We start from the raw sequence: 21,255 nt of genomic DNA on the forward strand, positions 1-21,255 counted from the left end.
CGGATAGCACAGAGGGAAAGGTGAACAAATAAATTGCGCCCAAGGGGGGTTCTTGGGCGCAGCACCTGTTGAAAAATCCGAATGTAAATATCGCGGTCAAATTTGCGGGGCAGAAATGGTCAGACGGCGATTTTGCCACCGCCCTGTTTGGTAATCACCACCACCGACGGGCGGGGTGGCATCTTGGGATCAAAGTCAGGCCAACGCGTGGCGGGATCTTCGAACGTGCTTTCGCGTTCAAAACCCGCAAGGTTCTTGGTACCATCGGTACCGGGGTGCTGCACCGCCACAAACAATGTCTCACCGTCGTCGGTAAAGTACGGGCCGCACATCTCGCTTCCGACAGGACAACGAAAGAAGAGCTTGGACGTGCCGCGGCCATCGCCTTCGGTTTCGACAGCGTACAGCCCGTCCGATTTGCCCGTCTTGTCCCAATTGCCACCCTGGTCAGTGGCCACCCACAGGCGGCCATCGGCATCGATCGCGCAGTTATCGGGGCTGCCGAACCAGCCGTTTTCCGTCGTGTCCGGGTTCCATTGGGCACCCACTTCGGTCACGTCGGGGTCGCCACATTTTACCAGGATAGACCAGGTTCCTGACGTTGCCGAATGGTTTGCGCCGTCTTCCTTGATTTCTATGATGTGGCCAAAGCTGCTTTCGGCGCGGGGGTTGGCGGCGTTTACCTGATCTGGCTTGCGCTTGGTGTTGTTGGTCAGCATGATATACGCGGTGCCGTCGCCGCGTGGCTGCGCATCTTCGGGGCGGTCCATCGGGGTCGCGCCCAACAAGTCTGCGGCAATGCGCGCGTCAATCATCACATCGCCCTGGTCAGCGAACCCGTTTTCCTGGGTCAGCGGTCCCTCGCCATGGATCAGCGGTAACCAGTTGACGGTACCGTCCGCGTCAAATCGGGCAACGTAAAGCGTCCCGTCGCTCAGCAGGTTGGAATTCGCGCTGCGGTCATCCGATACCTTGCCAGCCGACACATATTTATATTGATAATCAAAGCGGTTATCATCGCCCATGTAGACGACCAGACGCCCGTCGCTCGCAACCGTGGTTTCGGCACCTTCGTGGCGGAACCGGCCCAAAGCCGTGTGTTTGACGGGAACCGAGGTCGGGTCCATCGGGTCCACTTCGACGACCCAGCCAAACTTGTTGGGGGCATGGGGTTCGGCGTCGATGTTGAACCGGTCATGATGCGCCCCCCACGCGTACCACATTCCGGGAATGCCGTATCTCTTATAAGAGGCCGCCTCTGGGTGATCATCGGCGATCACGGGTTTGCCGTCGTCATCCAGCATGTTGGTCCAGAAATAGCCGTGAAAGTTTTCCTCGGCCATCAGCCAGGTACCCCAAGGTGTCATGCCTCCGGCACAATTGTTCAACGTGCCGATAACATTGGCCCCATCGGGGTCATCATTGGTTTTCATCCGTGCATGGCCGGCAGCCGGTCCATCAAGGGTCATTGCGGTCTCGAGCGGGGTGATACGGCGGTTCATTTTGCCGTCGCGCACAACCTGCCAGGCACCTGCGCCGTCTTTGGCAATCTCGACCACCGACCCGCCATGCGCGGCCATTTCGATGTCGATCAGCGCCGGGGTCATGCCGGAAAACTGTGCGCGGTCCTGACGGCCCAGGCCGGGAAACATGACCTCTTCGTTGGTGTATTCGTGGTTCACGCACAGCAATCCGCGCGACCCGTCATCGTTGAGCGCTACAAACCCGACATAGTCGTTGTTATACCCGAACTGCCCAAGCTGCGCAGCGGCGGTTTGGTTCATCACGTCAAACTCGGGCGCGTCGGCCACAATCGGGTCGCCCCATCGCAACAGAATCTTGGCATCATAGCCGTCGGCGACATGGTGCGTTTCATCGTTGCCCCACGTCAGTTCGTCAAAGGCGTAACGGCTTTTCGAGGTCTCGGCGCGGGCTTGACCCGGTGCGACAAGCGCCGAGGTCCCGAAAAGCGCCGTGGTGGCAGTGACGCCCAACATGCCACGCAAAACACCGCGGCGGCCATAGCGGGCATTGATCACATCGCCGATGGTCGTGCCTAGGTTCTGGTTGGTTGGAATGTCGTCAAAGGCTTCGAACGCTTCGGCCTTGTTGCCAATGGTCGGGTCACTGAGGATCTGGCGGCGGGTCATTGCTGCTCCTTGTTGGGTGATAATCGGTTTGGCAAAACTTAATATAATTCTGTCACAAAGATATGCAGACCGGATGACAGTTCTATGACAAGGCCCTGGCGGCCGGCACCCTTGATATTAGCCAATAAGTTTGGGCGCGAAAGGAAATACAGCTTACTTCATGACACATGCGGTGCCACGCCAAAGCAGCCGGGATTTCGATGATCCGACCGGCCCCCCTTGAACCCCATGTTGGGCGCGACTAATCTTAGTGCAAGATTTCGCGGGGATGGTCCTGTGAACGGCAAAATCAGGCAGGCTTTATGAACGATCCCTATGATACTTACATGAATACGCTCGTCCCTATGGTGGTTGAACAAACCAGCCGTGGTGAACGTGCCTACGATATCTTCTCGCGGTTGCTGAAAGAACGGATCATCTTCCTGTCCGGTCCAGTGCATGACGGCATGTCGTCGCTGATCGTCGCGCAATTGCTGCACCTTGAGGCGGAAAATCCCTCCAAGGAAATCTCCATGTACATCAACAGCCCCGGCGGGGTCGTGACTTCGGGTCTGTCGATTTACGACACGATGCAGTACATCAAGCCAAAGGTATCCACCCTTGTGATCGGGCAGGCCGCTTCGATGGGGTCTTTGCTGTTGCAGGCCGGCGAGCCGGGCATGCGCTTTTCCCTGCCCAACAGCCGCGTCATGGTACACCAGCCGTCCGGCGGGTATCAGGGACAGGCGACCGACATCATGATCCACGCGCAGGAAACCCAAAAACTCAAGACACGTTTGAATGAAATTTATGTCAAACACACTGGCCAGTCGCTTGAGAAAGTCGAAGCGGCGCTTGAACGGGACAACTTCATGTCACCAGAAGAAGCAAAGGATTGGGGCCTGATTGACGAGATCGTTGAAAATCGCGGTAAGATGGACGATCCCGATGCCCCTAAAGACGGCGGTAAGAAAGGCAAGTAAACAAGGCGTGCGTGGCCTGTGATTTTACGATTGTGGACCACGCACTGCTGGCCTAAGCTGGTCAGGAGCAAATAATTAAATGCATCGCCAAATGGCGGGCGCGATCAAACGACAGACCTGAAAGGGTTGAAATGGCTAATACTACGAGCGGCGACAGCAAAAATACACTTTATTGCAGCTTTTGTGGCAAAAGCCAGCATGAGGTGCGCAAGCTGATTGCAGGGCCAACCGTGTTCATCTGCGATGAATGTGTTGAGCTTTGCATGGACATCATTCGCGAGGAAACCAAGGCGTCGGGCCTGAAAGCGACCGATGGCGTACCTACTCCGAAGGACATCTGCGCCGTGTTGGATGACTATGTCATCGGCCAAGCCATGGCAAAGAAGGTTTTGTCGGTTGCGGTCCACAATCACTATAAGCGTCTAAACCATGCCCAAAAGGGCGGTGACATCGAATTGGCAAAATCCAACATTTTGCTGATCGGCCCAACCGGTTGCGGCAAGACCCTGCTGGCGCAGACGTTGGCGCGTATTCTGGATGTACCGTTTACCATGGCTGACGCCACCACGCTGACCGAAGCGGGATATGTGGGCGAAGATGTGGAAAACATCATCCTCAAGCTGCTGCAAGCGTCCGAATATAACGTCGAACGCGCGCAGCGCGGTATCGTCTATATTGACGAAGTGGATAAAATCACGCGCAAGTCCGAGAACCCTTCGATCACCCGTGACGTATCGGGCGAGGGCGTTCAGCAAGCGTTGCTCAAGCTGATGGAAGGCACGGTCGCATCCGTACCGCCACAAGGCGGGCGCAAACATCCACAGCAAGAGTTCCTGCAAGTGGATACTACCAACATCCTGTTCATCTGCGGCGGTGCCTTTGCCGGACTGGATCGGATCATCGCCGCACGCGGCAAGGGGTCGGCCATGGGCTTCGGTGCCGATGTCCGCGACAAGGATGCGCGCGGCATCGGTGAGATCTTTACCGATCTGGAACCCGAAGACCTGTTGAAATTCGGCCTGATCCCTGAATTTGTCGGTCGTTTGCCGGTTTTGGCAACGCTCGAAGATCTGGACGAGGACGCGTTGGTCACGATCCTGACCCAACCAAAGAACGCGTTGGTCAAGCAGTATCAGCGTCTGTTCGAGATCGAGGACACGCAGTTGTCGTTCACCGATGATGCGCTCACGGCGATCGCGAAACGTGCGATTGAACGCAAGACAGGCGCTCGCGGCTTGCGCTCCATTCTTGAGGATATCCTTCTGAATACCATGTTTGAATTACCTGGTATGGATAGCGTGACCGAGGTCGTCGTGAATGAAGAGGCCGTCATGTCTGATGCGGCACCTTTGATGATCCACGCCGATGCCGAGAAAACGTCGGCGACAGCGGGCTGATTTCAGAAATTTAATGTCGATGAAGGCGTGTCAGGGTGGCACGCCTTTTTCGTTTGCGATGGTAGCATACAGCCATTTGCGCAAATGCGTCTTGACCACGATACGGCAACCCGCTTTGAGTGCGGTATAACAGTCAATCAGGAAACTCCATGACACAGCGAATTTATTCAGGCGGCGAATTCGAAGCGAAGATCGGCTATTGCCGCGCAGTGGTCGCAGGCGGTTTTGTCCATGTCGCGGGGACAGTGGGGCAGGGCGACACGGTGACCGACCAGTGCCGTGCGGCCTTGACGACAATCAAGGCCGCGTTGCAAGAGGCGGGCTGTGATATGGCCGATGTCGTTCGAGTTAACTATTATCTGCAAGACCGTGCCGAATTTGAACCATGCTGGCCAATCCTTGCCGAAACCTTTGGTGACGCCCCACCTGCGGCAACGATGATAGAATGTGGCTTGATCGACCCCAAATACCGTATCGAAATCGAAGTGACTGCCTGTCATCCCGGTCCGAAACCGTCATAAAGCTGCCCTAACCACGCTAGACCTTTGCGCGTCCTTGGTGCATATAACTGTCACAGCTTCAGGAGACCTTCATGGGCATTCTCACTTCTATTTTGCGCGGCGTGTCTTGGTGGAACAGCCAAACGCTGAATACACAGCTTTTTACTTGGCGCAAGGGCATCAAGGTTGGCGAAGATGCCCAAGGAAACATCTATTATCGCAATGCCGATGACAGCAAACGCTGGGTTATCTTCAACGGAGAAATCGAAGCGACGCGGGTAAATGTCGATTGGCACGGGTGGCTGCACCGGACATGGGACAAGACCCCGGAGGATCAACCGCTGGTTCGCAAGGTTTGGGAAAAACCGCATCAGGAAAACCTTACCGGTACGCCCTTGGCCTATGCCCCGGCCGGGTCGATCCGAAAGAAGCAACCGGTGGAGCGTGGTGATTACGAGGCATGGAGCCCGGAATAGATCATGCGCGAAGATCTGCCAGAGATACTCGTGGGTGGCGTCGTATTGGCGGCAGCACTGGGATTTGCGGTTTTCGCCGGTCAGGCAGCAGGCGTTGGGGGCAGTGGCGGCGGTTATACGTTACATGCAAGCTTCCGTAGCCTCGAGGGCGTCGATGTTGGTACGGATCTGCGGCTGGCCGGTGTCAAGATCGGCAAGGTCACCGACGTTTCGTTGAACGGTGAAACATTTCGGGCAGATACGACCGTCAAAATATCTGATGGTATAGAAATACCCGACGACAGCGCGTTGATCGTATCCTCCGAAGGGTTGCTCGGTGGGAACTACATGGAAATCGTACCCGGTGGGTCTGCGTCATACTTTACCCAAGGTGACGTGATAAGTGACACGCAAGGTGCCGTCAGCCTTATATCGCTGCTGTTGAAGTTTGTATCGGGGCAAGGTAACAAGTGATGCGTAAATTATTGTGTTTGTTGGCATTTATTGCCGTACCAGCCCACGCGCAGGAAGCGACAAGCGCAAACGGCGCGGTGCTGAGGGCGTTGGACAAAGTATCAGGGGCCGCGCGGGATGTTGAAATCACCCGCGGCCAGAGCGTTGAAATCGGATCCTTGACCGTCCAGCTGAACGATTGCCGCTTTCCGGTAGGTAACCCGTCCGGTGATGCCTATGCGGAGCTTGAAATTACTGAATCGGGCGGCGACGGCAGGCTCTTTTCTGGCTGGATGATCGCGTCTTCTCCGGCGTTATCCGCGCTGGAGCACCCGCGCTACGATGTTTGGGTCATCCGCTGCACCACCTCGTAAGGGGTGGCCAATGCGGGGTGCGAAAACTCGGCTGACTTTTGCAGGGCAAGCCGAAGATACGCTTGATAGGTGTCCCGAGACACTTCAACCGCCCCCAATGATGCAAGATGCGCTGTTAGAAACTGCGTATCGAACAGGCTGAAGCCAGCCCGGTTCAGCCGGTCCACCAAACAGGCAAGAGCGATCTTTGATGCGTTATCACGGCGTGAGAACATGCTTTCGCCGAAAAACGCGGCCCCCAGGGTCACGCCGTATACACCACCCACCAGCGTATCGTTTTCCCACACCTCCAGCGAATGGGCATGCCCCTGTTTGAAGAGCTGTTTGTACAGTGTGAAGATTACATCGTTGATCCAGGTTTCGGCACGGTCGGCGCAGCCTTCTACCACTTGGGTAAAGGCCGTGTTGATGGTGATGGTAAAAGCGGTATGCCGCATTGTGCGCGCCAAACTGCGCGAAATATGGAATCTGTCCAGAGGAAAGATGCCACGTCGTTGCGGGTCGACCCAGAAGATCTCCGGGTCGCCGCGGTGTTCAGCCATCGGAAATATCCCGACAGAATAGCCGCGCAGTAAAAGCTCGGCCGTAAGCTCAGGCATTGCCCAGGTTTGTTTCAAGCCAATGTTCGAGCCAGTGGATATTGTAATCCCCCGTCAGGATGTCCTTTTCCTGCAACAGTGCGTGAAACAGCGGAATGGTCGTATCCACCCCATCGACGATCAATTCACCCAAAGCCCGGTTCAGACGCGCCAATGCTTCGGGACGGTCGCGGCCATGTACGATCAGCTTACCGATCAAACTGTCATAGTATGGTGGGATTTTATAGCCGTCGTATAATGCACTATCCATCCGCACGCCAAGACCGCCAGGGGCGTGATACTGGGTGATCTTACCGGGGCACGGAGAAAAGTTGGGCAGCTTTTCCGCGTTGATCCGCACTTCGATGGCGTGCCCGTTGATGTGCAGGTCGTCCTGGGTAAAGGACATGTCCAGCCCGGCCGCGACACGTATTTGTTCGCGCACAAGATCAACCCCAAAGATACCTTCGGTAACGGGATGTTCCACCTGGAGGCGGGTATTCATCTCGATAAAGTAGAACTCACCGTTTTCATAAAGAAACTCGATTGTTCCAGCGCCGCTATACCTGATATTGGCCATCGCGTCGGCACAGACCTTGCCGATACGGGCGCGTTCTTCGGCTGTGATGGAAGGTCCGGGTGCTTCCTCGAAAACCTTTTGGTGACGCCGCTGAAGAGAACAGTCCCGTTCGCCCAGATGGACAGCGCCACCCTTGCCATCACCGAACACCTGAATTTCGATGTGGCGGGGCGTGGTTAGGTATTTTTCGATATAGACTTCGTCGTTGCCAAAGTTCGACTTGCCTTCGGCGCGGGCTGTCATGAATGCACGTTCCATGTCAGCGGCGGATTGTGCAACCTTCATGCCCTTGCCGCCGCCACCGGCTGTCGCCTTGATGATAACGGGGTAACCGATCTCGTCCCCGATCCGCTTGGCATCAGCCAAGGTCGGGACCCCACCATCCGACCCCGGAACGCAGGGCACGCCGAGTTCCTTCATCGTATCCTTGGCGGTGATCTTGTCGCCCATGATCCGGATATGTGCGGCTCTGGGACCGATGAACGTCAGGCCGTGGTCTTCGACGATTTGCACGAAGCCGGAGTTTTCCGACAGAAAGCCGTATCCAGGGTGGATCGCTTCGGCTCCGGTGATCTCGCAGGCGGCAATGATGGACGGAATCGACAGATAGGACTGCTGCGATGACGGCGGACCGATGCATACGGATTCGTCGGCCATACGCACATGCATCGCGTCGCTATCAGCGGTGGAATGCACCGCGACCGACCCGATGCCCATCTCGCGGGCCGCGCGGATCACGCGCAACGCGATCTCGCCGCGGTTGGCGACTAGGATTTTTTTGAACATGGGTTCCGCCTTATTCCAGTATCACCAAAGGAGCACCGAATTCGACTGCGGCACCATCATCAACGAGGATACGCTTGACAGTACCCGCACGCGGCGCAGGAATATGGTTCATCGTTTTCATGGCTTCGACGATCAGCAATGTGTCACCTTCGGCAACCGAAGCACCAACCGAAATAAATGCCGGTGAACCGGGTTCCGCCTGCATGTAAACGGTACCGACCATCGGCGACACCACAGCACCGGGGTGATCGGCAGGGTCGGCATTATCTGATGCAGGCGCAGCGGCGGCGGGTGCGGGCGACGCGGGTGCAGCGGCCGCCGCTGCCGGGGCAGGTGCCGATTGCATATGCTGCGGTGCCACAAGTTGCTGCGGTGGCTTGCGGCTGACACGCACATTCAGGCTGTCATCTTCGGCATAATCCCGCTTAACCTGAAGTTCAGTCAGGTCATTTTCGTTCAGCAATTCGGCAAGCGCACGGATAAAAGCCACATCGGCGTCATGGGTGTTTTTTGTCATGTTTTCCTCAGCCAGTCTTGTTCGGTAGGGCAATGCCTGTGCCCCAAAGCTGTTGCCTTATAGGCCATGCAGGCTGGCATGGAAAGCAACCAGTTGCGTAAGGTAAACTTGCTTGGCAAACTGCCGGCAAACGGGGGGTATTGATGAATTTAGCGCATTGGCTGGCCCGCAGGTCCAAGGAAGACCCGTTTCGGCCAGCCTTGTTCAGCGGCCGGACCCTGGTCTCTGATTATGGTGGATTTGACATGCAGGCGCGCGCCGTCGCGTCTTGGCTGCTTGGTCAGGGGGTGGGGCCGGGCGACCGCGTTGCAATCTTCATGAAAAATATACCGGACTATTTGGCTGTCCTTTTCGGGATCTGGTACGCCGGTGCCGCCGCCGTGCCTGTCAACGCCAAGCTGCATGGCCGCGAGGCTGATTACATCCTGAACGATGCAGATGCCAAGATCGTCTTTGCCAGCGCGTCGCAAGGGGCGAGCCTAAGCGGGGGCCGTCCCGTTATATCTGTTCCAGGCGACGCTTACCGCGCGATCTTGCGCAGCGATCCGGTTGCCGAAATCGCACCCCGGGACACAGCAGAGCTGGCGTGGTTGTTTTATACGTCGGGTACCACAGGCAAGCCCAAAGGGGTGATCATTACCCATGGGATGTTGCTGTCGATGGCGTTGTGTTACCGGGCCGATGTTGATCAGGTACTGTCGACGGATGCCGCACTTTACGCTGCCCCCTTGAGCCACGGTGCCGGCCTATACACCCTGATGCACGTTCAGGCGGGGGCGCGACATGTCTGCCCGGTTTCCGGTGGGTTCGACGTCGCCGAAATTATAGAGCTGGCGTCACACTTTACCTGCGTGCACATGTTTGCAGCGCCAACGATGGTCAAGCGTATGACCGACGGTGCCAAGGCGGCGGGCTGGGACGGTAGCGGGCTGCGGACGGTCGTCTATGGGGGCGGTCCGATGTATAATGCCGATATCATCCAGGCAGTAGATCAGTTTGGCGCGGTTTTCGTGCAGATCTACGGGCAAGGGGAATGCCCTATGGGAATCACCGCATTGCCGCGCGAGGTAGTGAGCGACCGCGATCACCCTGCCTGGCGGCATCGCCTCGCCTCTGTCGGGCGGGCGCAATCGGCGGTCGAGGTGCAGATTGGCGATGCCAATGGCGCGGCGGTTCCAGCCGGCCAACCCGGAGAGATCATGGTGCGTGGCCAAACCGTGATGCAGGGCTATTGGAACAATCCCGAAGCCACCGCCAAAACCCTGCGCGAGGGTTGGCTGATGACGGGTGATATCGGGGTGATGGACCAGCAAGGCTTTGTCACACTACAGGACCGCAGCAAGGATGTGATCATAAGCGGGGGGTCAAACGTCTATCCGCGCGAGGTCGAGGAAGTGTTGCTGCAACATGCTGATGTCGCGGAGGCTTCGGTCGTGGGGCGCACGCACCCCGAGTGGGGAGAGGTGATTGTCGCCTTTGTCGTGGGGACGGCACCAGAGGCCGAATTGGACGCGCTTTGCCTGGCGCAGATCGCTCGGTTCAAGCGGCCAAAAGAATATATCCGGCTGCCGGAACTGCCAAAGAACAACTATGGCAAAGTGCTCAAGACAGAACTACGCAAGCTTCTTGGGTGAATGCGGCAATTGCCGTGGCATCCGCTGCGGGCGGCAGCCCGGTTTTACAGCGCAACCGCACTGCAAAAACCGTCACGCCACCCGTAGCGCAGTATTAGATAGCAAGATATTCGGCCCGAAGCTCGGCGTTGTTAAGTACTTCTTCAGCGGTGCCGTCAAACACCACGCCACCCGTATCAAGGATAACCGCACGGTCCGCCAATTTAAGCGCACGCACAGCATTCTGTTCCACCAGGATCGTTGTGATGCCTTGCGATTTGATCAACGAAAGGGTTTTTTCGATCTCGTCGACGATCACCGGGGCGAGGCCTTCGTATGGTTCGTCCAGCAACAACACTTTGATGTCGCGGGCCAGGGCGCGTGCTATGGCAAGCATTTGCTGTTCACCGCCCGACAGGGTCACACCCTCTTGCTTGCGACGTTCCTTGAGGCGTGGGAAAAGCTCGTAAATCCGCTCAAGAGACCACCCGATCGGCGGAGCGATCTGAGCGAGCTGCAAATTCTCTTCGACGGTGAGACCGGCAATGATACGGCGGTCTTCGGGCACCAGGGCCAACCCGTGTGCGGCGGCCTCGTGACTGGCCATCTTGTGCAACGGCTTATGGTCAAGCCAGACCTCGCCCTTGCGCAGCTCCGGGTTGCCGATCTGGGCAATCGCACGCAAGGTTGATGTCTTGCCCGCACCGTTGCGGCCCAAAAGCGCAAGGATCTCGCCTTCGTGGACGTTAAAGCTGACGCCCTGAACGATGTAGCTTTCGCCGTAATAGGCGTGGATATCCCACACTGACAGAAAGGCAGAAGCAGTGGCAGCCTGATTGGCGTTGCTGGAAAAGTCGGGCTTGGTATTCATGTTCATATCCTTACAAAGACAAATGGCGCGGCGGCGGCACAGCCTGCTTCACGCCGCGTCCTGGGATTCGCCCAAATAGGCTTCGCGCACCTTGGGGTGGCCTTTGATCTTGTCGGGCGTATCTTCGACCAGCGGCGTGCCCTGGGCCAGCACGGTGATGCGTTCGGCCAAGGAAAACACGACGTGCATGTCGTGTTCGATAATGGCGATGGTGATGTCACGTTCTTCCTTGATCTGCTTGAGAAGGTCGATCGTGTTGTTGGTATCGGCCCGCGCCATCCCGGCGGTCGGTTCGTCCAACAACAACAGTCGTGGATTTTGCGACAGACACATTGCGATTTCCAGACGGCGCTTGTCGCCGCGGGACATGGAGGCCGCATGCATGTGACGCTTGTCCGCCAGCTTCATCTCGACAAGCATTTCCTCGGCCTTGTCCAGGATATCGCGCTGGCTGGTAACCGATGTCAGCGCGTTCATCTGAAACGACCCATCGCGTTTGGCAAAGCACGGGATCAACATGTTTTCCTGTACGCTGAGGTCGCCAAAGATTTCGGGGGTCTGGAAAACGCGGGAAATGCCCATCTGGTTGATCTCGTAGGGTTTGCGCCCCAGCACGGATTGCCCGTCGAACATCACGGATCCTGTGTCGGGGATCAGCTTGCCCACCAGACAGTTCAGCAGAGTGGATTTGCCCGCGCCGTTCGGCCCGATAATGGCATGCACCGAATTTTCCGCAACGCTCAGGTTCACGTCGCTCAGCGCTTGCAACCCGCCAAAGCGCTTGCCGACATTTTTGACTTCAAGAATGGCCATCTGTTCAGCTCCTTTTTATTCGGCTGCGGTTTGGTTGCGTTGCTTGGCGGCGTCCGCTTCGACAGACCCGGCATTTCGGTCCTTGCGTCGGAATACGCGGCCAAAACGCTGACCCCCTTCGACCAGGCCGCCAGGCAGAAAGATCACAACGAGCATGAACAACAGACCCAGGGTCAGGTTCCATCCCTTGCCCACAAACGGGTGGATCACGGTGACGAGAAAGTCTTCGAACCCGTCGGGCATGAACGAGAACCACCCGTGCAGCACGTTATCGTTGATCTTGGAAAAGATGTTTTCAAAGTACTTGATAAAACCCGCGCCCAGAACCGGCCCCAGCAGGGTACCTGCACCGCCAAGAATGGTCATCAGGACGACTTCGCCCGATGCTGTCCATTGCATCCGCTCGGCGCCGGCAAGCGGGTCCATCGACGCCAGCAGCCCGCCGGCAAGACCGGCATACATCCCCGAGATGACGAAGGCCGCCAGTGTATAGGGTTTGGTGTTCAACCCGGTATAGTTCATGCGCTGCTGGTTTGACTTCACCGCCCGCAACATCATGCCAAAAGGCGACCGGAATACGCGAATAGATATATAGAATGCGGCCAGCATGATAACGGCGCACAAATAATACCCGACCGAGAACGTGAATATCCAGTTACCAAGTTCAACCGTAGCGGCCGAGTTCATCTGGGCCCCGAACAGGTTCGGATAGCTCGGCGCGTTGGCACCATCGAGAATCCGTGGATCGCTGAGCGAGATCTGTAGCCCGGTTTCACCATTGGTGATGGGGGTAAGTACCGAATAGGCAAGGTTAAAGGACATCTGTGCGAAGGCCAGCGTCAGGATCGAAAAGTAAATCCCAGAGCGCCGCAAAGAGACATAGCCGATCACCACCGAAAACAAACCGGCCACAATCACCGACAGCAAGATCGCCGGAATAACGTTCATCGACAAAAGCTTCATCATCCAGACGGCAGAGTAGCTGCCGACACCCAGGAACGCGGCGTGTCCGAAAGAGAGATAGCCCGTCAATCCGAACAGGATATTAAAGCCGATGGCAAAGATGCCGAAGATGACAAAGCGTTGCATCAGGTCTGGATAGCCTGCGTTGAACTGGGCCATCCCTGAATTGGCGGGGAAGGGGTTCAGGATGATAGGGGCGGCTAGGGTCAGAATCGCCACCACCAATAATAGTCCGAAATCTTTTTTATTGAGTGAGAGCATGGCTTATTCCTCCATCACGCCTTTGCGGCCCATCAGGCCACGGGGGCGTGTCAGCAAGATGATGATCGCGACAACGTAAATAATGATCTGGTCGATACCTGGGAGAATGTCTTTTACCTCGTTCATCGAAGCAAAGGATTCCAGTATTCCCAGCAGGAACCCCGCCAGAACGGCCCCGGGCAGCGACCCCATGCCACCGACCACGACGACCACAAAGCTAAGCACCAGAAAATCCATTCCCATGTGATAGTTGGGCGAATTGATCGGCGCGTACATGACACCTGCCAACCCCGCTACGGCGGCGGCGATTCCGAACATGATGGTAAAGCGCTTGTCGATGTTGATGCCCAGCAGACCCACGGTTTCGCGGTCTGCCATGCCGGCGCGGACGACCATCCCGAAGGTGGTGAACTGCAAGAAGGCAAAGACACCGCCGATGATCAGGGCCGAAAAGGCAAAATAGATCAGACGCCAGTAGGGATAGATGATCGCGTTCGGGTCAAAGCCCAGCAAGATGCCAAAATCGAACGACCCGCGAAATGCTTCGGGCGCGGCTGTGGGGATCGGGTTCGCGCCATAGAAATACTTGATCACCTCTTGCAGCACGATCGCCAGACCAAAAGTCACAAGGATCTGGTCAGCGTGAGGGCGCTTGTAAAAGTGTTTGATCAGCCCGCGTTCCATGACGAAGCCGATGGCCAGCATGATCGGGATGGCGAACAGGATCGCCAATGGGACGGACCAGTCGAGCAACCAAGCGCCGACAGTCTCTCCGAACCAATCCTTGACGTACAAAACGTCGTCGAATTTGGGATTGCCAAGGAAATCGGTGCCCGACGGCTCTGTTGCCTTGTGGCTAAGGGTAAAGATCTTGCTGAGCGTGACGGCACAGAAAGCACCGATCATAAACAGTGCCCCGTGCGCAAAGTTGACGACGCCCAAGGTCCCGAAAATCAGGGTCAGACCAAGCGCGATGAGCGCGTAGGCTGAACCTTTGTCCAACCCGTTTAGAAGTTGCAAAAGAATGGCGTCCATCGCGGTGCCCTCGAATTTTTGAAGAATGAAAGGCGGAGCAGGTCCGCCGGCAAGGAAAGGCAGGGGTTTCCCCCCCGCCTTAGACTTGGTTTATGCGCCGGGGTTGCAATCGCCCAGTTCGCCACCCGCAAACATTGGGTGATCGATTGGGTAAGTAACCTGCTCGGCCGGAGTGACTTCGACGATTTCCACGAGATCAAATTCGTTCTCGGGGTTTTCCTTGCCGCGCACGACGACAACGTCCTTAAAGCACTGGTGGTCGCCAGCACGGTACAGCGTCGGCCCGTTGCCCAGACCGTCGAATTCGTACCCCTCAAGGGCTTCGACAACGGCGCAGGGGTTAAAGGATTTCGCACGCGCAACCGCGTCCGCATACAGCAGCGTCTGTGCATAGCACGTCTGCGCCGCCTGGCTGGGTGGGAAGCCGTACTTTTCGCCAAACGATTTAACAAAGGCGTTCGTACCTTTATAGCGGTCGCCTTTTTCGTTCTCGAGCTTCCAGTCCCAGTTCTGCGAACCAACGATACCGGCGATATTCTTGCCTGCACCACGGGCCATCAGCTCGGAATACAGCGGAACGACGATTTCAAAGTTCTTGCCGTTAACCTGCTTTTCACGCAAGCCGAACTGCACGGCGTTGGTCAAAGAGTTTACCATGTTCCCGCCGTAGTGGTTCAGGACCAGAATATCGGCACCGGAGTTCAGGACAGGCGCGATATAGGAGGAGAAATCAGTCGCGGCGAGCGGTGTGCGCACGTCGTTGATGGTCTCCCAGCCCATGGCTTCAGTCGCGGCCTGAATGGATTCCTGCTGTGTCCAGCCCCATGTATAGTCGGCGGTCAGGCTATAGACCTTGCGGTCATCGCCGTAGAGGTTCTTGAGAACCGGTGCCAAAGCGGCGGCGGACATGTAGGCGTTAAAGAAGTGACGGAAACCATTCGCCTTCTTGTCCTTGCCGGTGGTGTCGTTGGAGTGCGTGAGGCCGGCCATGAAGATAACGCCAGCTTCTTGACACAGACCCTGAACAGCAACCGCCACACCCGAGGACGAGCCGCCGGAAATCATGATCGCGCCGTCTTTCTGGATCATCGACTGCGCCGATGCGCGTGCCGCATCAGATTTGGTCTGGGTGTCGCCGGTAACGAACTGGACCTTTTTGCCCATGATGCCGTTACCCTCAAGCGCCTTGGAGCTGAAGGTGCTCAGCATGCCGCCATCGCCTTGACCGTTTAGGTGTTCAACGGCAAGCTCGAATGCGCGCAATTCGTCGGCACCTTCATCTGCGTAGGGGCCGGACTGTGGTACGTTGAAACCCAGCGTCACGGTATCGCCTGTCGGTGCGTTCGTGAAGCCGGAATGCGCCGCGGCGCTTAGATACGTCGGCAGCGCCAGACCAGCCCCGGCGACTGCGCCGGTTTTGATCACGCCACGACGTGTCAAATTCGAAAATGACATGTAGTTCCTCCCAAATGTTGAAATCGCGGCTCGGTTATGGTTCCGGGTCCACGATGCACAGAGGTGCAAATATGATAAGATGGTAAAACTGAAAACCAATCAATAAGTCCCTTGATAAAAACGATTATTCTGTAAATATATTCGCAAAGCTTATCGGGGATATGTAAATTTTATGATATTGCAGTGCAGAAAGTCATTGAAAATAAGATGTTATTCTTGGGTGGGGCCCCATGTCTCGTGAGGGGCTGACCGGCAGTCGCATCCGAGAGAGGCGCGTGATGGCGGGTCAAAAGCAGGCCGACCTGGCCAAAGCGATCGGTATCTCGGCAAGTTACCTGAATTTGATCGAACATAACCGTCGCAGAATCGGCGGCAAGTTGTTGCTGAACATTGCAAGCGCACTTGGGGTTGAGCCGACAACCCTGACCGAAGGGGCCGAAGCCGCATTGATTTCGACATTGCGCGAGGCCGCAGATGACGCGGGTCTAAGTGCGACCGAGGCGGCGCGTGCCGATGAATTCGCCGGGCGCTTTCCGGGGTGGGCCGATGTGCTGGCCAATGCGCAGCGCCGTATCGCCACGTTGGAGCGGACGGTCGAAACCCTGACTGACCGTTTGGCGCACGACCCGCATTTGGCGGCCTCCATGCACGAACTTCTGTCGACCGCCGCCGCGATCAGGTCCACGGCTTCGATCCTTGCCGATACCAAGACGCTCGAGCCGGAATGGCGCGACCGGTTTCACATCAACATAGATCAGGACAGCCGGCGGCTGGCCGACAGTGCCCAGGCCCTTGTGGGGTATCTGGAGGCCGACCCCGAAACCACGCCGGTCGCCCATTCGCCTCAGGAGGAGGTGGAGGCTTTTCTCGCTTCGCATCGTTATCGATTTGCCACGTTGGAAACGGCGGGCCGCGACGCCGATGTCATTGACAGGCTCACCCAGACAGCGCCGGAACTCAAAAGCGTTGCTGCACGCCATATTGCCCGCGATGTGCTGCATCAGGTCGCGCTGGATGCCGCCGCTTTGCCAATGGTCACCCTGACCAAAGCAATGGATACGCTCGGACCGGACCCGGTGGCGGTGGCGGCGCAGGTTCAACACCCCGTGGGGCGGGTATTGCGGCGCATGGCGGCGATGCCTGAATTGCGGGCCGGACTGTTGATTTGCGACCGGTCGGGGACGGTGATCTTCCGCAAATCCATCGACGGGTTTGTCGTGCCGCGGTTCGGGGCATGTTGCCCGCTGTGGCCATTGTTTGCGGTTCTGGGCAACCCCGGGGTCGTGACCCACGCCAGGTTGGAACAATTGGGGCGGGGGCATTCGGAATTCGACTGTGTCGCCACCTGCGAGTCGCTCCCCGCTCAGGGGTATAACGTCCCGCCCTTGGTTCAGGCCGTGATGTTGATCTTACCGGCGCGGAATCCCGTGGCGACGAGTATGAAGCTTGATGTCGGCGCAACCTGCCGTGTTTGCCCGCGTCAAGCCTGCGCGGCACGGCGAGAACCTTCGATACTGAACGACGGTGTATAGGTTCGCATCACAGGCTTTTGACAGGGGCCTGAAAACGGTGCATCCTAATCTTCGGCCTTTAAAGATCGCCTTTTAACGTGACCAGGGCCGACTGGGAGGATTTTTGCCAATGAGCAAGCATGTTGTGCTCGTGGAAGACGAGACGAACATCGCCGAGGCGATACGGTTTTTGCTGGGGCGCGAGGGGTGGCGGGTGCAGACCCTGGCCAATGGGGCCACAGCGGTAGAGGTCATTCGCAAGGCGGTGCCCGATCTGGTGATGCTGGATGTCATGCTGCCGGGTAAAAGTGGTTTCGAGATACTGAAGGAACTGCGTGCGGACACAGCATTTGCCGATCTGCCGATCCTTATGCTGACGGCACGCGGTCAGTCGCGTGACCGTGACATAGCCCAGGATGCAGGGGTAAGCCGGTTCATGACCAAGCCGTTTTCCAACGAGGAAATGTTAAGTGCCGTGCGTGATCTAACCGCCTCGGGCACGGCGGACGCATGAACCGATACCCCGGAACGCCGCTGTTTCTCGAACGGCGCAGCTATCGGTTTCGACGACTGATGGACGCGGTGCGGATGCTGCCTTTTATCGTATTGGCATTCTGGATGGTCCCGCTGCTTTGGCCGGTTCACGAGACCGTCACAGCCGAGTCAGTGCCCATGTCACACGCGTTGCGATATGTATTCGGGGCTTGGCTTGCGGCGGTCATACTGTGTTTTGTGTTGTGGCGACGTACGTCGAGCCAGATCGAACAGGAAACCCAACGCTGATGGTTTCGCTGAATCAGCTGATCGCAGTGTGTTTGTTGTATGTGATCGGCCTTTTCGCGGTTGCCTTTGCCGCAGAGCGAGCCGCGGTGCGCGGGCACGGAAACTGGCTGCTTCGATCCCCTTTGGTCTATACACTTTCGTTGTCGATTTACTGCACCGCCTGGACCTTTTACGGGGCCGTTGGTTATGCCGCGCGTTCGGGTCTGGAGTTTGTGACCATATACCTGGGCCCCAGCATAGTGATGATTGGCTGGTGGTGGATATTACGCCGCCTTGTGCGTATCGGACGGTCGCACCGCGTCACGTCGGTCGCGGATCTTATCTCTTCGCGTTACGGCAAATCGAATTTGCTGGCGATTTTGGTGACCACCATGGCCGTCATCGGGGTGACGCCCTATATTGCCTTGCAATTACAGTCTGTTACCCTCTCGTTATCAATATTTGCAAGTGCTGAAAACGGCGTGGTACCGGGGGCTGATCCGATCAACTCTGCCCAAGCGGCTTTTTGGGTCGCCGTTGGGCTCACGCTCTTCACGGTGCTGTTCGGCACCCGAAATCTGAATGTTAATGAACGCCATCACGGTGTGGTCATTGCCATCGCCGTAGAGGCGGTCGTCAAGCTGCTGGCGTTGTTGGCGGTGGGCATTTTCGTGGTTTGGGGGCTAGCCGGCGGGATCGATGAAGCACTGGCCCAGATTGACCGGTCCGCTTTGGGGCATTGGCAGGTCGAGGGCGGCAGGTGGGTCGCGCTGACGCTATTGGCGGCCGCGGCGTTTATCTGCCTGCCGCGGATGTTTCAGGTGCTGGTCGTCGAAAATGACGACGAGCGACACCTGCAAATCGCGAGCTGGGCCTTCCCCCTGTACCTGATGTTGATGAGCCTCTTTGTGGTACCGATCGCCGTGGTCGGTCTTGATCTGCTGCCCGAAGGATCTAACCCCGACCTGTTCGTGCTTAGCCTACCGCTCAGTCAGGGGCAAAGCAACCTGGCCATGTTCGCGTTTTTGGGCGGGTTTTCGTCTGCTACATCAATGGTTATCGTGGCGACGCTGGCGCTATCGACCATGGTCAGCAACCATATCGTCATGCCGATCTGGCTGGCGTATGGACAAAATACCGTACAGCAATCGGGTGACGTGCGCCATGTGGTGATCTTGTCGCGTCGGTTGTCGATATTACTGATCATTTCCTTGGGTTACTTCTATTACCGTCTTTCCGGCGGTGGCGGCGCATTGGCTGCGATCGGGACGATCTCCTTTGGCGGGGTTGCCCAGTTTTTGCCGGCGCTGTTGGGAGGCATCTTTTGGCGAGGTGCCACACGTATCGGAGCGGTGACCGGCCTGTGCGTGGGTTTTGCGCTTTGGATTTTCACAATGCTTTTGCCCAGTTTCGGCCCGGGGGCCGCGTTGTCTGCCGCGACCTTCGAGCAGGGGCTGTTCGGCATTGCCTGGCTGCGCCCCGAAGCGCTGTTCGGAGTGCGTGGTCTGGACCCGACCGTACACGCGGTAATCTGGAGCCTGTCGTTGAACACACTATCGTTTATCCTGGCGTCGCTGTTCAGCTTTCCGTCGCCGGTCGAAAGGCTGCAAGGCGCGCAGTTTGTCAATATATTCGATCATTCCAGTCCGGCGCGTGGGTGGACCGCTTCAGTCGCCGCAAGCGAAGATCTGATGATCATGGCGCAGCGCATACTGGGTGCCCCGGAAGCCCAGGCGTTTTTCAGGGCACAGGCAAGGCTACAGGAAAAGTCCGAAGGCCTGCCGGAGCCGACACCTCGGTTCGTTCAGGCGCTCGAGAGGGAGCTGGCAGCGTCGGTCGGGGCGGCAACGGCGCATGCGATGGTGGCGCAGTTGGTGGGCGGGGCCTCTGTATCGGTGCAGGACCTTCTGGCCGTCGCGGATGAATCGGCGCAGATGCTGGAATATTCGAGCCAGCTGGAAATCAAGTCCCGCGCCTTGACCGACACGGCTGCCAAACTGCGCCGCGCCAATGAAAAGCTGACGCACCTGTCTCATCAAAAGGACAGTTTTCTGAGCCAGATCAGCCATGAACTTCGCACGCCGATGACGTCGATCCGTTCGTTCTCCGAAATTCTACGCGACGCCAAGGGCCTGAATCCCGAAGAAAAAACCCGCTATGCGTCCATTATCCATTCGGAAACGATCCGATTGACGCGGCTGTTGGATGATCTGCTTGACCTGTCGGTGCTGGAAAACGGCGAGGTCACGTTGAACCGACAATCCGGTACGTTGCAAGAATTGCTGGATCGCGCCATCACCACCGCCGGAGCCGCCGCAACGCGTTCGGTTGTCATCGATCGGGACCGAAACTCTGAAAACGTCCAGCTCGAGACCGACCTGGACCGGCTGGGGCAGGTGTTCATCAATCTTATCACCAACGCACAGAAATACTGCGGTGCGGACCAACCCGAACTGAAGATTCGCGCCCGCCTGATCGACGGATGCGTCGAAGTGGATATGATTGACAACGGAACCGGTATCGAACCGGCATCGCGTGATTTGATATTCGAAAAGTTCAGTCGCGTGCCGGGACAAGGGGGGGAGGGAGCAGGGCTGGGTCTTGCCATCTGCCGCGAGATCATCACGAGATTGCAAGGGACCATCAACTATATGCCCGATGTGCCGGGCACAGGCTTCCGGATCAGGTTGCCCCAGACGCATTCAGTACAAGAGACTAAACCCAAGATCCTGATGGATCAGGCGTAGCGCGCGCTGAGCGGACCCCGCAGATGCGATAGATCGTATCCGCCTGCGCGTGCAGCGTCGATCAGATCGTCCGCGCTTTGATCGCCTGCTTGCCCCAAGGCCCAAGCGATGGTCGACCGGGTACCCGACGCGCAATAGGCCAAGACCGTTTCGTCGCGGGCCACACTGATGTCACGGTTATGGGCAATGACGTCGGGGGTCATTGTCTGGTGGGTCAATGGCTGAAAGGCAAAAGCTATGCCCGCTTGCTCGGCAGCTTTCTTGATCGCCGTATGCTGAAGGTTCGGGGGAACTTCCTCGTCGGGGCGGTTGCATAGAATCAAGGTAACGCCGACCTCTTTCAACGCAGCCATATCGGCCGGTTCGATCTGAGGCGAGGCAAAGAAGCGGGGGGTGATTTGACGAATATCCATGACGTTGATTTACCCAGCCTATGGGGCTGTGTCCAGCATTTGCAGCGTGGCGACACGAT

General features: G+C 57.3%; 21 protein-coding genes. 11 read left to right on the plus strand and 10 right to left on the minus strand.

Features of this window, described 5'->3' with window-relative positions:
* Positions 1-119: 119 nt before the first annotated feature.
* Positions 120-2,150 (minus strand): PhoX family protein, encoded by a 2,031-nt coding sequence (locus tag AC13DE_RS03635; protein ID WP_483047087.1) that lies wholly within the window; start codon positions 2,148-2,150, stop codon positions 120-122.
* A 302-nt stretch (positions 2,151-2,452) separates the two neighbouring features.
* Here AC13DE_RS03635 and AC13DE_RS03640 point away from each other — a divergent pair, with 302 nt between their 5' ends.
* The 6 genes from AC13DE_RS03640 to AC13DE_RS03665 all read left to right on the plus strand — a co-directional run bounded on the left by AC13DE_RS03640 (position 2,453) and on the right by AC13DE_RS03665 (position 6,291).
* Positions 2,453-3,112, plus strand: coding sequence for an ATP-dependent Clp protease proteolytic subunit (locus AC13DE_RS03640; protein WP_446298253.1), 660 nt, complete (start codon positions 2,453-2,455; stop codon positions 3,110-3,112).
* A 131-nt stretch (positions 3,113-3,243) separates the two neighbouring features.
* Positions 3,244-4,509 carry an ATP-dependent Clp protease ATP-binding subunit ClpX gene (gene clpX, locus AC13DE_RS03645; protein WP_446298254.1) on the plus strand — a complete coding sequence of 422 codons (1,266 nt, stop codon included), beginning with the start codon at positions 3,244-3,246 and terminating at the stop codon, positions 4,507-4,509.
* A 149-nt stretch (positions 4,510-4,658) separates the two neighbouring features.
* Positions 4,659-5,030 (plus strand): RidA family protein, encoded by a 372-nt coding sequence (locus AC13DE_RS03650; protein ID WP_483047088.1) that lies wholly within the window; start codon positions 4,659-4,661, stop codon positions 5,028-5,030.
* 71 nt (positions 5,031-5,101) lie between these two features.
* Entirely contained in the window at positions 5,102-5,485 is a 384-nt protein-coding gene (locus tag AC13DE_RS03655) for an NADH:ubiquinone oxidoreductase subunit NDUFA12 (protein WP_446298256.1), read from the plus strand.
* Positions 5,486-5,488: 3 nt separating this feature from the next.
* Positions 5,489-5,938 carry an outer membrane lipid asymmetry maintenance protein MlaD gene (gene mlaD / locus AC13DE_RS03660; RefSeq protein WP_446314362.1) on the plus strand — a complete coding sequence of 150 codons (450 nt, stop codon included), beginning with the start codon at positions 5,489-5,491 and terminating at the stop codon, positions 5,936-5,938.
* A complete protein-coding gene (locus AC13DE_RS03665; RefSeq protein WP_446298258.1) occupies positions 5,938-6,291 on the plus strand; it encodes a DUF2155 domain-containing protein in 354 nt (117 codons plus the stop codon). The genes mlaD and AC13DE_RS03665 overlap by 1 nt, the downstream gene beginning before the upstream one ends.
* Here AC13DE_RS03665 and aat read toward each other — a convergent pair.
* From aat to accB, 3 genes are read right to left on the minus strand one after another with little or no spacing between them, the layout of a single operon-like run.
* Positions 6,255-6,890: a leucyl/phenylalanyl-tRNA--protein transferase gene (gene aat, locus AC13DE_RS03670; RefSeq protein WP_483047089.1), complete on the minus strand. Its 636-nt coding sequence runs from the start codon at positions 6,888-6,890 to the stop codon at positions 6,255-6,257. The two genes, AC13DE_RS03665 and aat, sit on opposite strands and share 37 nt — an antisense overlap.
* The gene (accC, locus tag AC13DE_RS03675) at positions 6,883-8,235 is read right to left on the minus strand and encodes an acetyl-CoA carboxylase biotin carboxylase subunit (RefSeq protein WP_483047090.1); all 1,353 of its coding nucleotides are present in this window, start codon (positions 8,233-8,235) and stop codon (positions 6,883-6,885) included. Before accC ends, aat begins: the two co-directional genes overlap by 8 nt.
* 10 nt (positions 8,236-8,245) lie before the next feature.
* Positions 8,246-8,752, minus strand: coding sequence for an acetyl-CoA carboxylase biotin carboxyl carrier protein (accB, locus tag AC13DE_RS03680; RefSeq protein ID WP_446298261.1), 507 nt, complete (start codon positions 8,750-8,752; stop codon positions 8,246-8,248).
* Positions 8,753-8,895: 143 nt separating this feature from the next.
* Between accB and AC13DE_RS03685 the strand changes: the two genes are divergently transcribed.
* Complete coding sequence (locus tag AC13DE_RS03685; RefSeq protein WP_483047091.1) at positions 8,896-10,386, plus strand: class I adenylate-forming enzyme family protein; 1,491 nt, start codon at positions 8,896-8,898, stop codon at positions 10,384-10,386.
* Positions 10,387-10,480: 94 nt separating this feature from the next.
* On the opposite strand, the gene AC13DE_RS03690 is transcribed toward AC13DE_RS03685, so the two are convergent.
* From AC13DE_RS03690 to AC13DE_RS03710, 5 genes are all read right to left on the minus strand, one after another.
* On the minus strand, positions 10,481-11,236 hold the full coding sequence (locus AC13DE_RS03690; RefSeq protein ID WP_446298263.1) for an ABC transporter ATP-binding protein: 756 nt from the start codon (positions 11,234-11,236) through the stop codon (positions 10,481-10,483).
* A 48-nt stretch (positions 11,237-11,284) separates the two neighbouring features.
* Positions 11,285-12,049 carry an ABC transporter ATP-binding protein gene (locus AC13DE_RS03695; RefSeq protein WP_446298264.1) on the minus strand — a complete coding sequence of 255 codons (765 nt, stop codon included), beginning with the start codon at positions 12,047-12,049 and terminating at the stop codon, positions 11,285-11,287.
* A gap of 15 nt (positions 12,050-12,064) precedes the next feature.
* Positions 12,065-13,273, minus strand: coding sequence for a branched-chain amino acid ABC transporter permease (locus AC13DE_RS03700; RefSeq protein WP_446298265.1), 1,209 nt, complete (start codon positions 13,271-13,273; stop codon positions 12,065-12,067).
* Positions 13,274-13,276: 3 nt separating this feature from the next.
* Positions 13,277-14,308, minus strand: coding sequence for a branched-chain amino acid ABC transporter permease (locus AC13DE_RS03705; RefSeq protein ID WP_446298266.1), 1,032 nt, complete (start codon positions 14,306-14,308; stop codon positions 13,277-13,279).
* A gap of 90 nt (positions 14,309-14,398) precedes the next feature.
* Positions 14,399-15,763 carry a substrate-binding protein gene (locus AC13DE_RS03710; protein ID WP_446298267.1) on the minus strand — a complete coding sequence of 455 codons (1,365 nt, stop codon included), beginning with the start codon at positions 15,761-15,763 and terminating at the stop codon, positions 14,399-14,401.
* 230 nt (positions 15,764-15,993) lie between these two features.
* Here AC13DE_RS03710 and AC13DE_RS03715 point away from each other — a divergent pair, with 230 nt between their 5' ends.
* The 4 genes from AC13DE_RS03715 to AC13DE_RS03730 all read left to right on the plus strand — a co-directional run bounded on the left by AC13DE_RS03715 (position 15,994) and on the right by AC13DE_RS03730 (position 20,783).
* Positions 15,994-17,295 carry a short-chain fatty acyl-CoA regulator family protein gene (locus AC13DE_RS03715; RefSeq protein ID WP_483047092.1) on the plus strand — a complete coding sequence of 434 codons (1,302 nt, stop codon included), beginning with the start codon at positions 15,994-15,996 and terminating at the stop codon, positions 17,293-17,295.
* Positions 17,296-17,404: 109 nt separating this feature from the next.
* A complete protein-coding gene (locus AC13DE_RS03720) occupies positions 17,405-17,788 on the plus strand; it encodes a response regulator transcription factor (protein ID WP_446298269.1) in 384 nt (127 codons plus the stop codon).
* Positions 17,785-18,057 carry a hypothetical protein gene (locus tag AC13DE_RS03725; protein ID WP_446314365.1) on the plus strand — a complete coding sequence of 91 codons (273 nt, stop codon included), beginning with the start codon at positions 17,785-17,787 and terminating at the stop codon, positions 18,055-18,057. The genes AC13DE_RS03720 and AC13DE_RS03725 overlap by 4 nt, the downstream gene beginning before the upstream one ends.
* Positions 18,057-20,783, plus strand: a complete 2,727-nt coding sequence (locus AC13DE_RS03730; RefSeq protein ID WP_483047093.1) for an ATP-binding protein — start codon at positions 18,057-18,059, stop codon at positions 20,781-20,783. Before AC13DE_RS03725 ends, AC13DE_RS03730 begins: the two co-directional genes overlap by 1 nt.
* On the opposite strand, the gene AC13DE_RS03735 is transcribed toward AC13DE_RS03730, so the two are convergent.
* On the minus strand, positions 20,774-21,196 hold the full coding sequence (locus AC13DE_RS03735; RefSeq protein ID WP_483047094.1) for a protein tyrosine phosphatase family protein: 423 nt from the start codon (positions 21,194-21,196) through the stop codon (positions 20,774-20,776). The two genes, AC13DE_RS03730 and AC13DE_RS03735, sit on opposite strands and share 10 nt — an antisense overlap.
* Between the last annotated feature and the right edge of the window lie 59 nt (positions 21,197-21,255).

It is taken from the genome of Sulfitobacter sp. L-8, assembly GCF_056859255.1.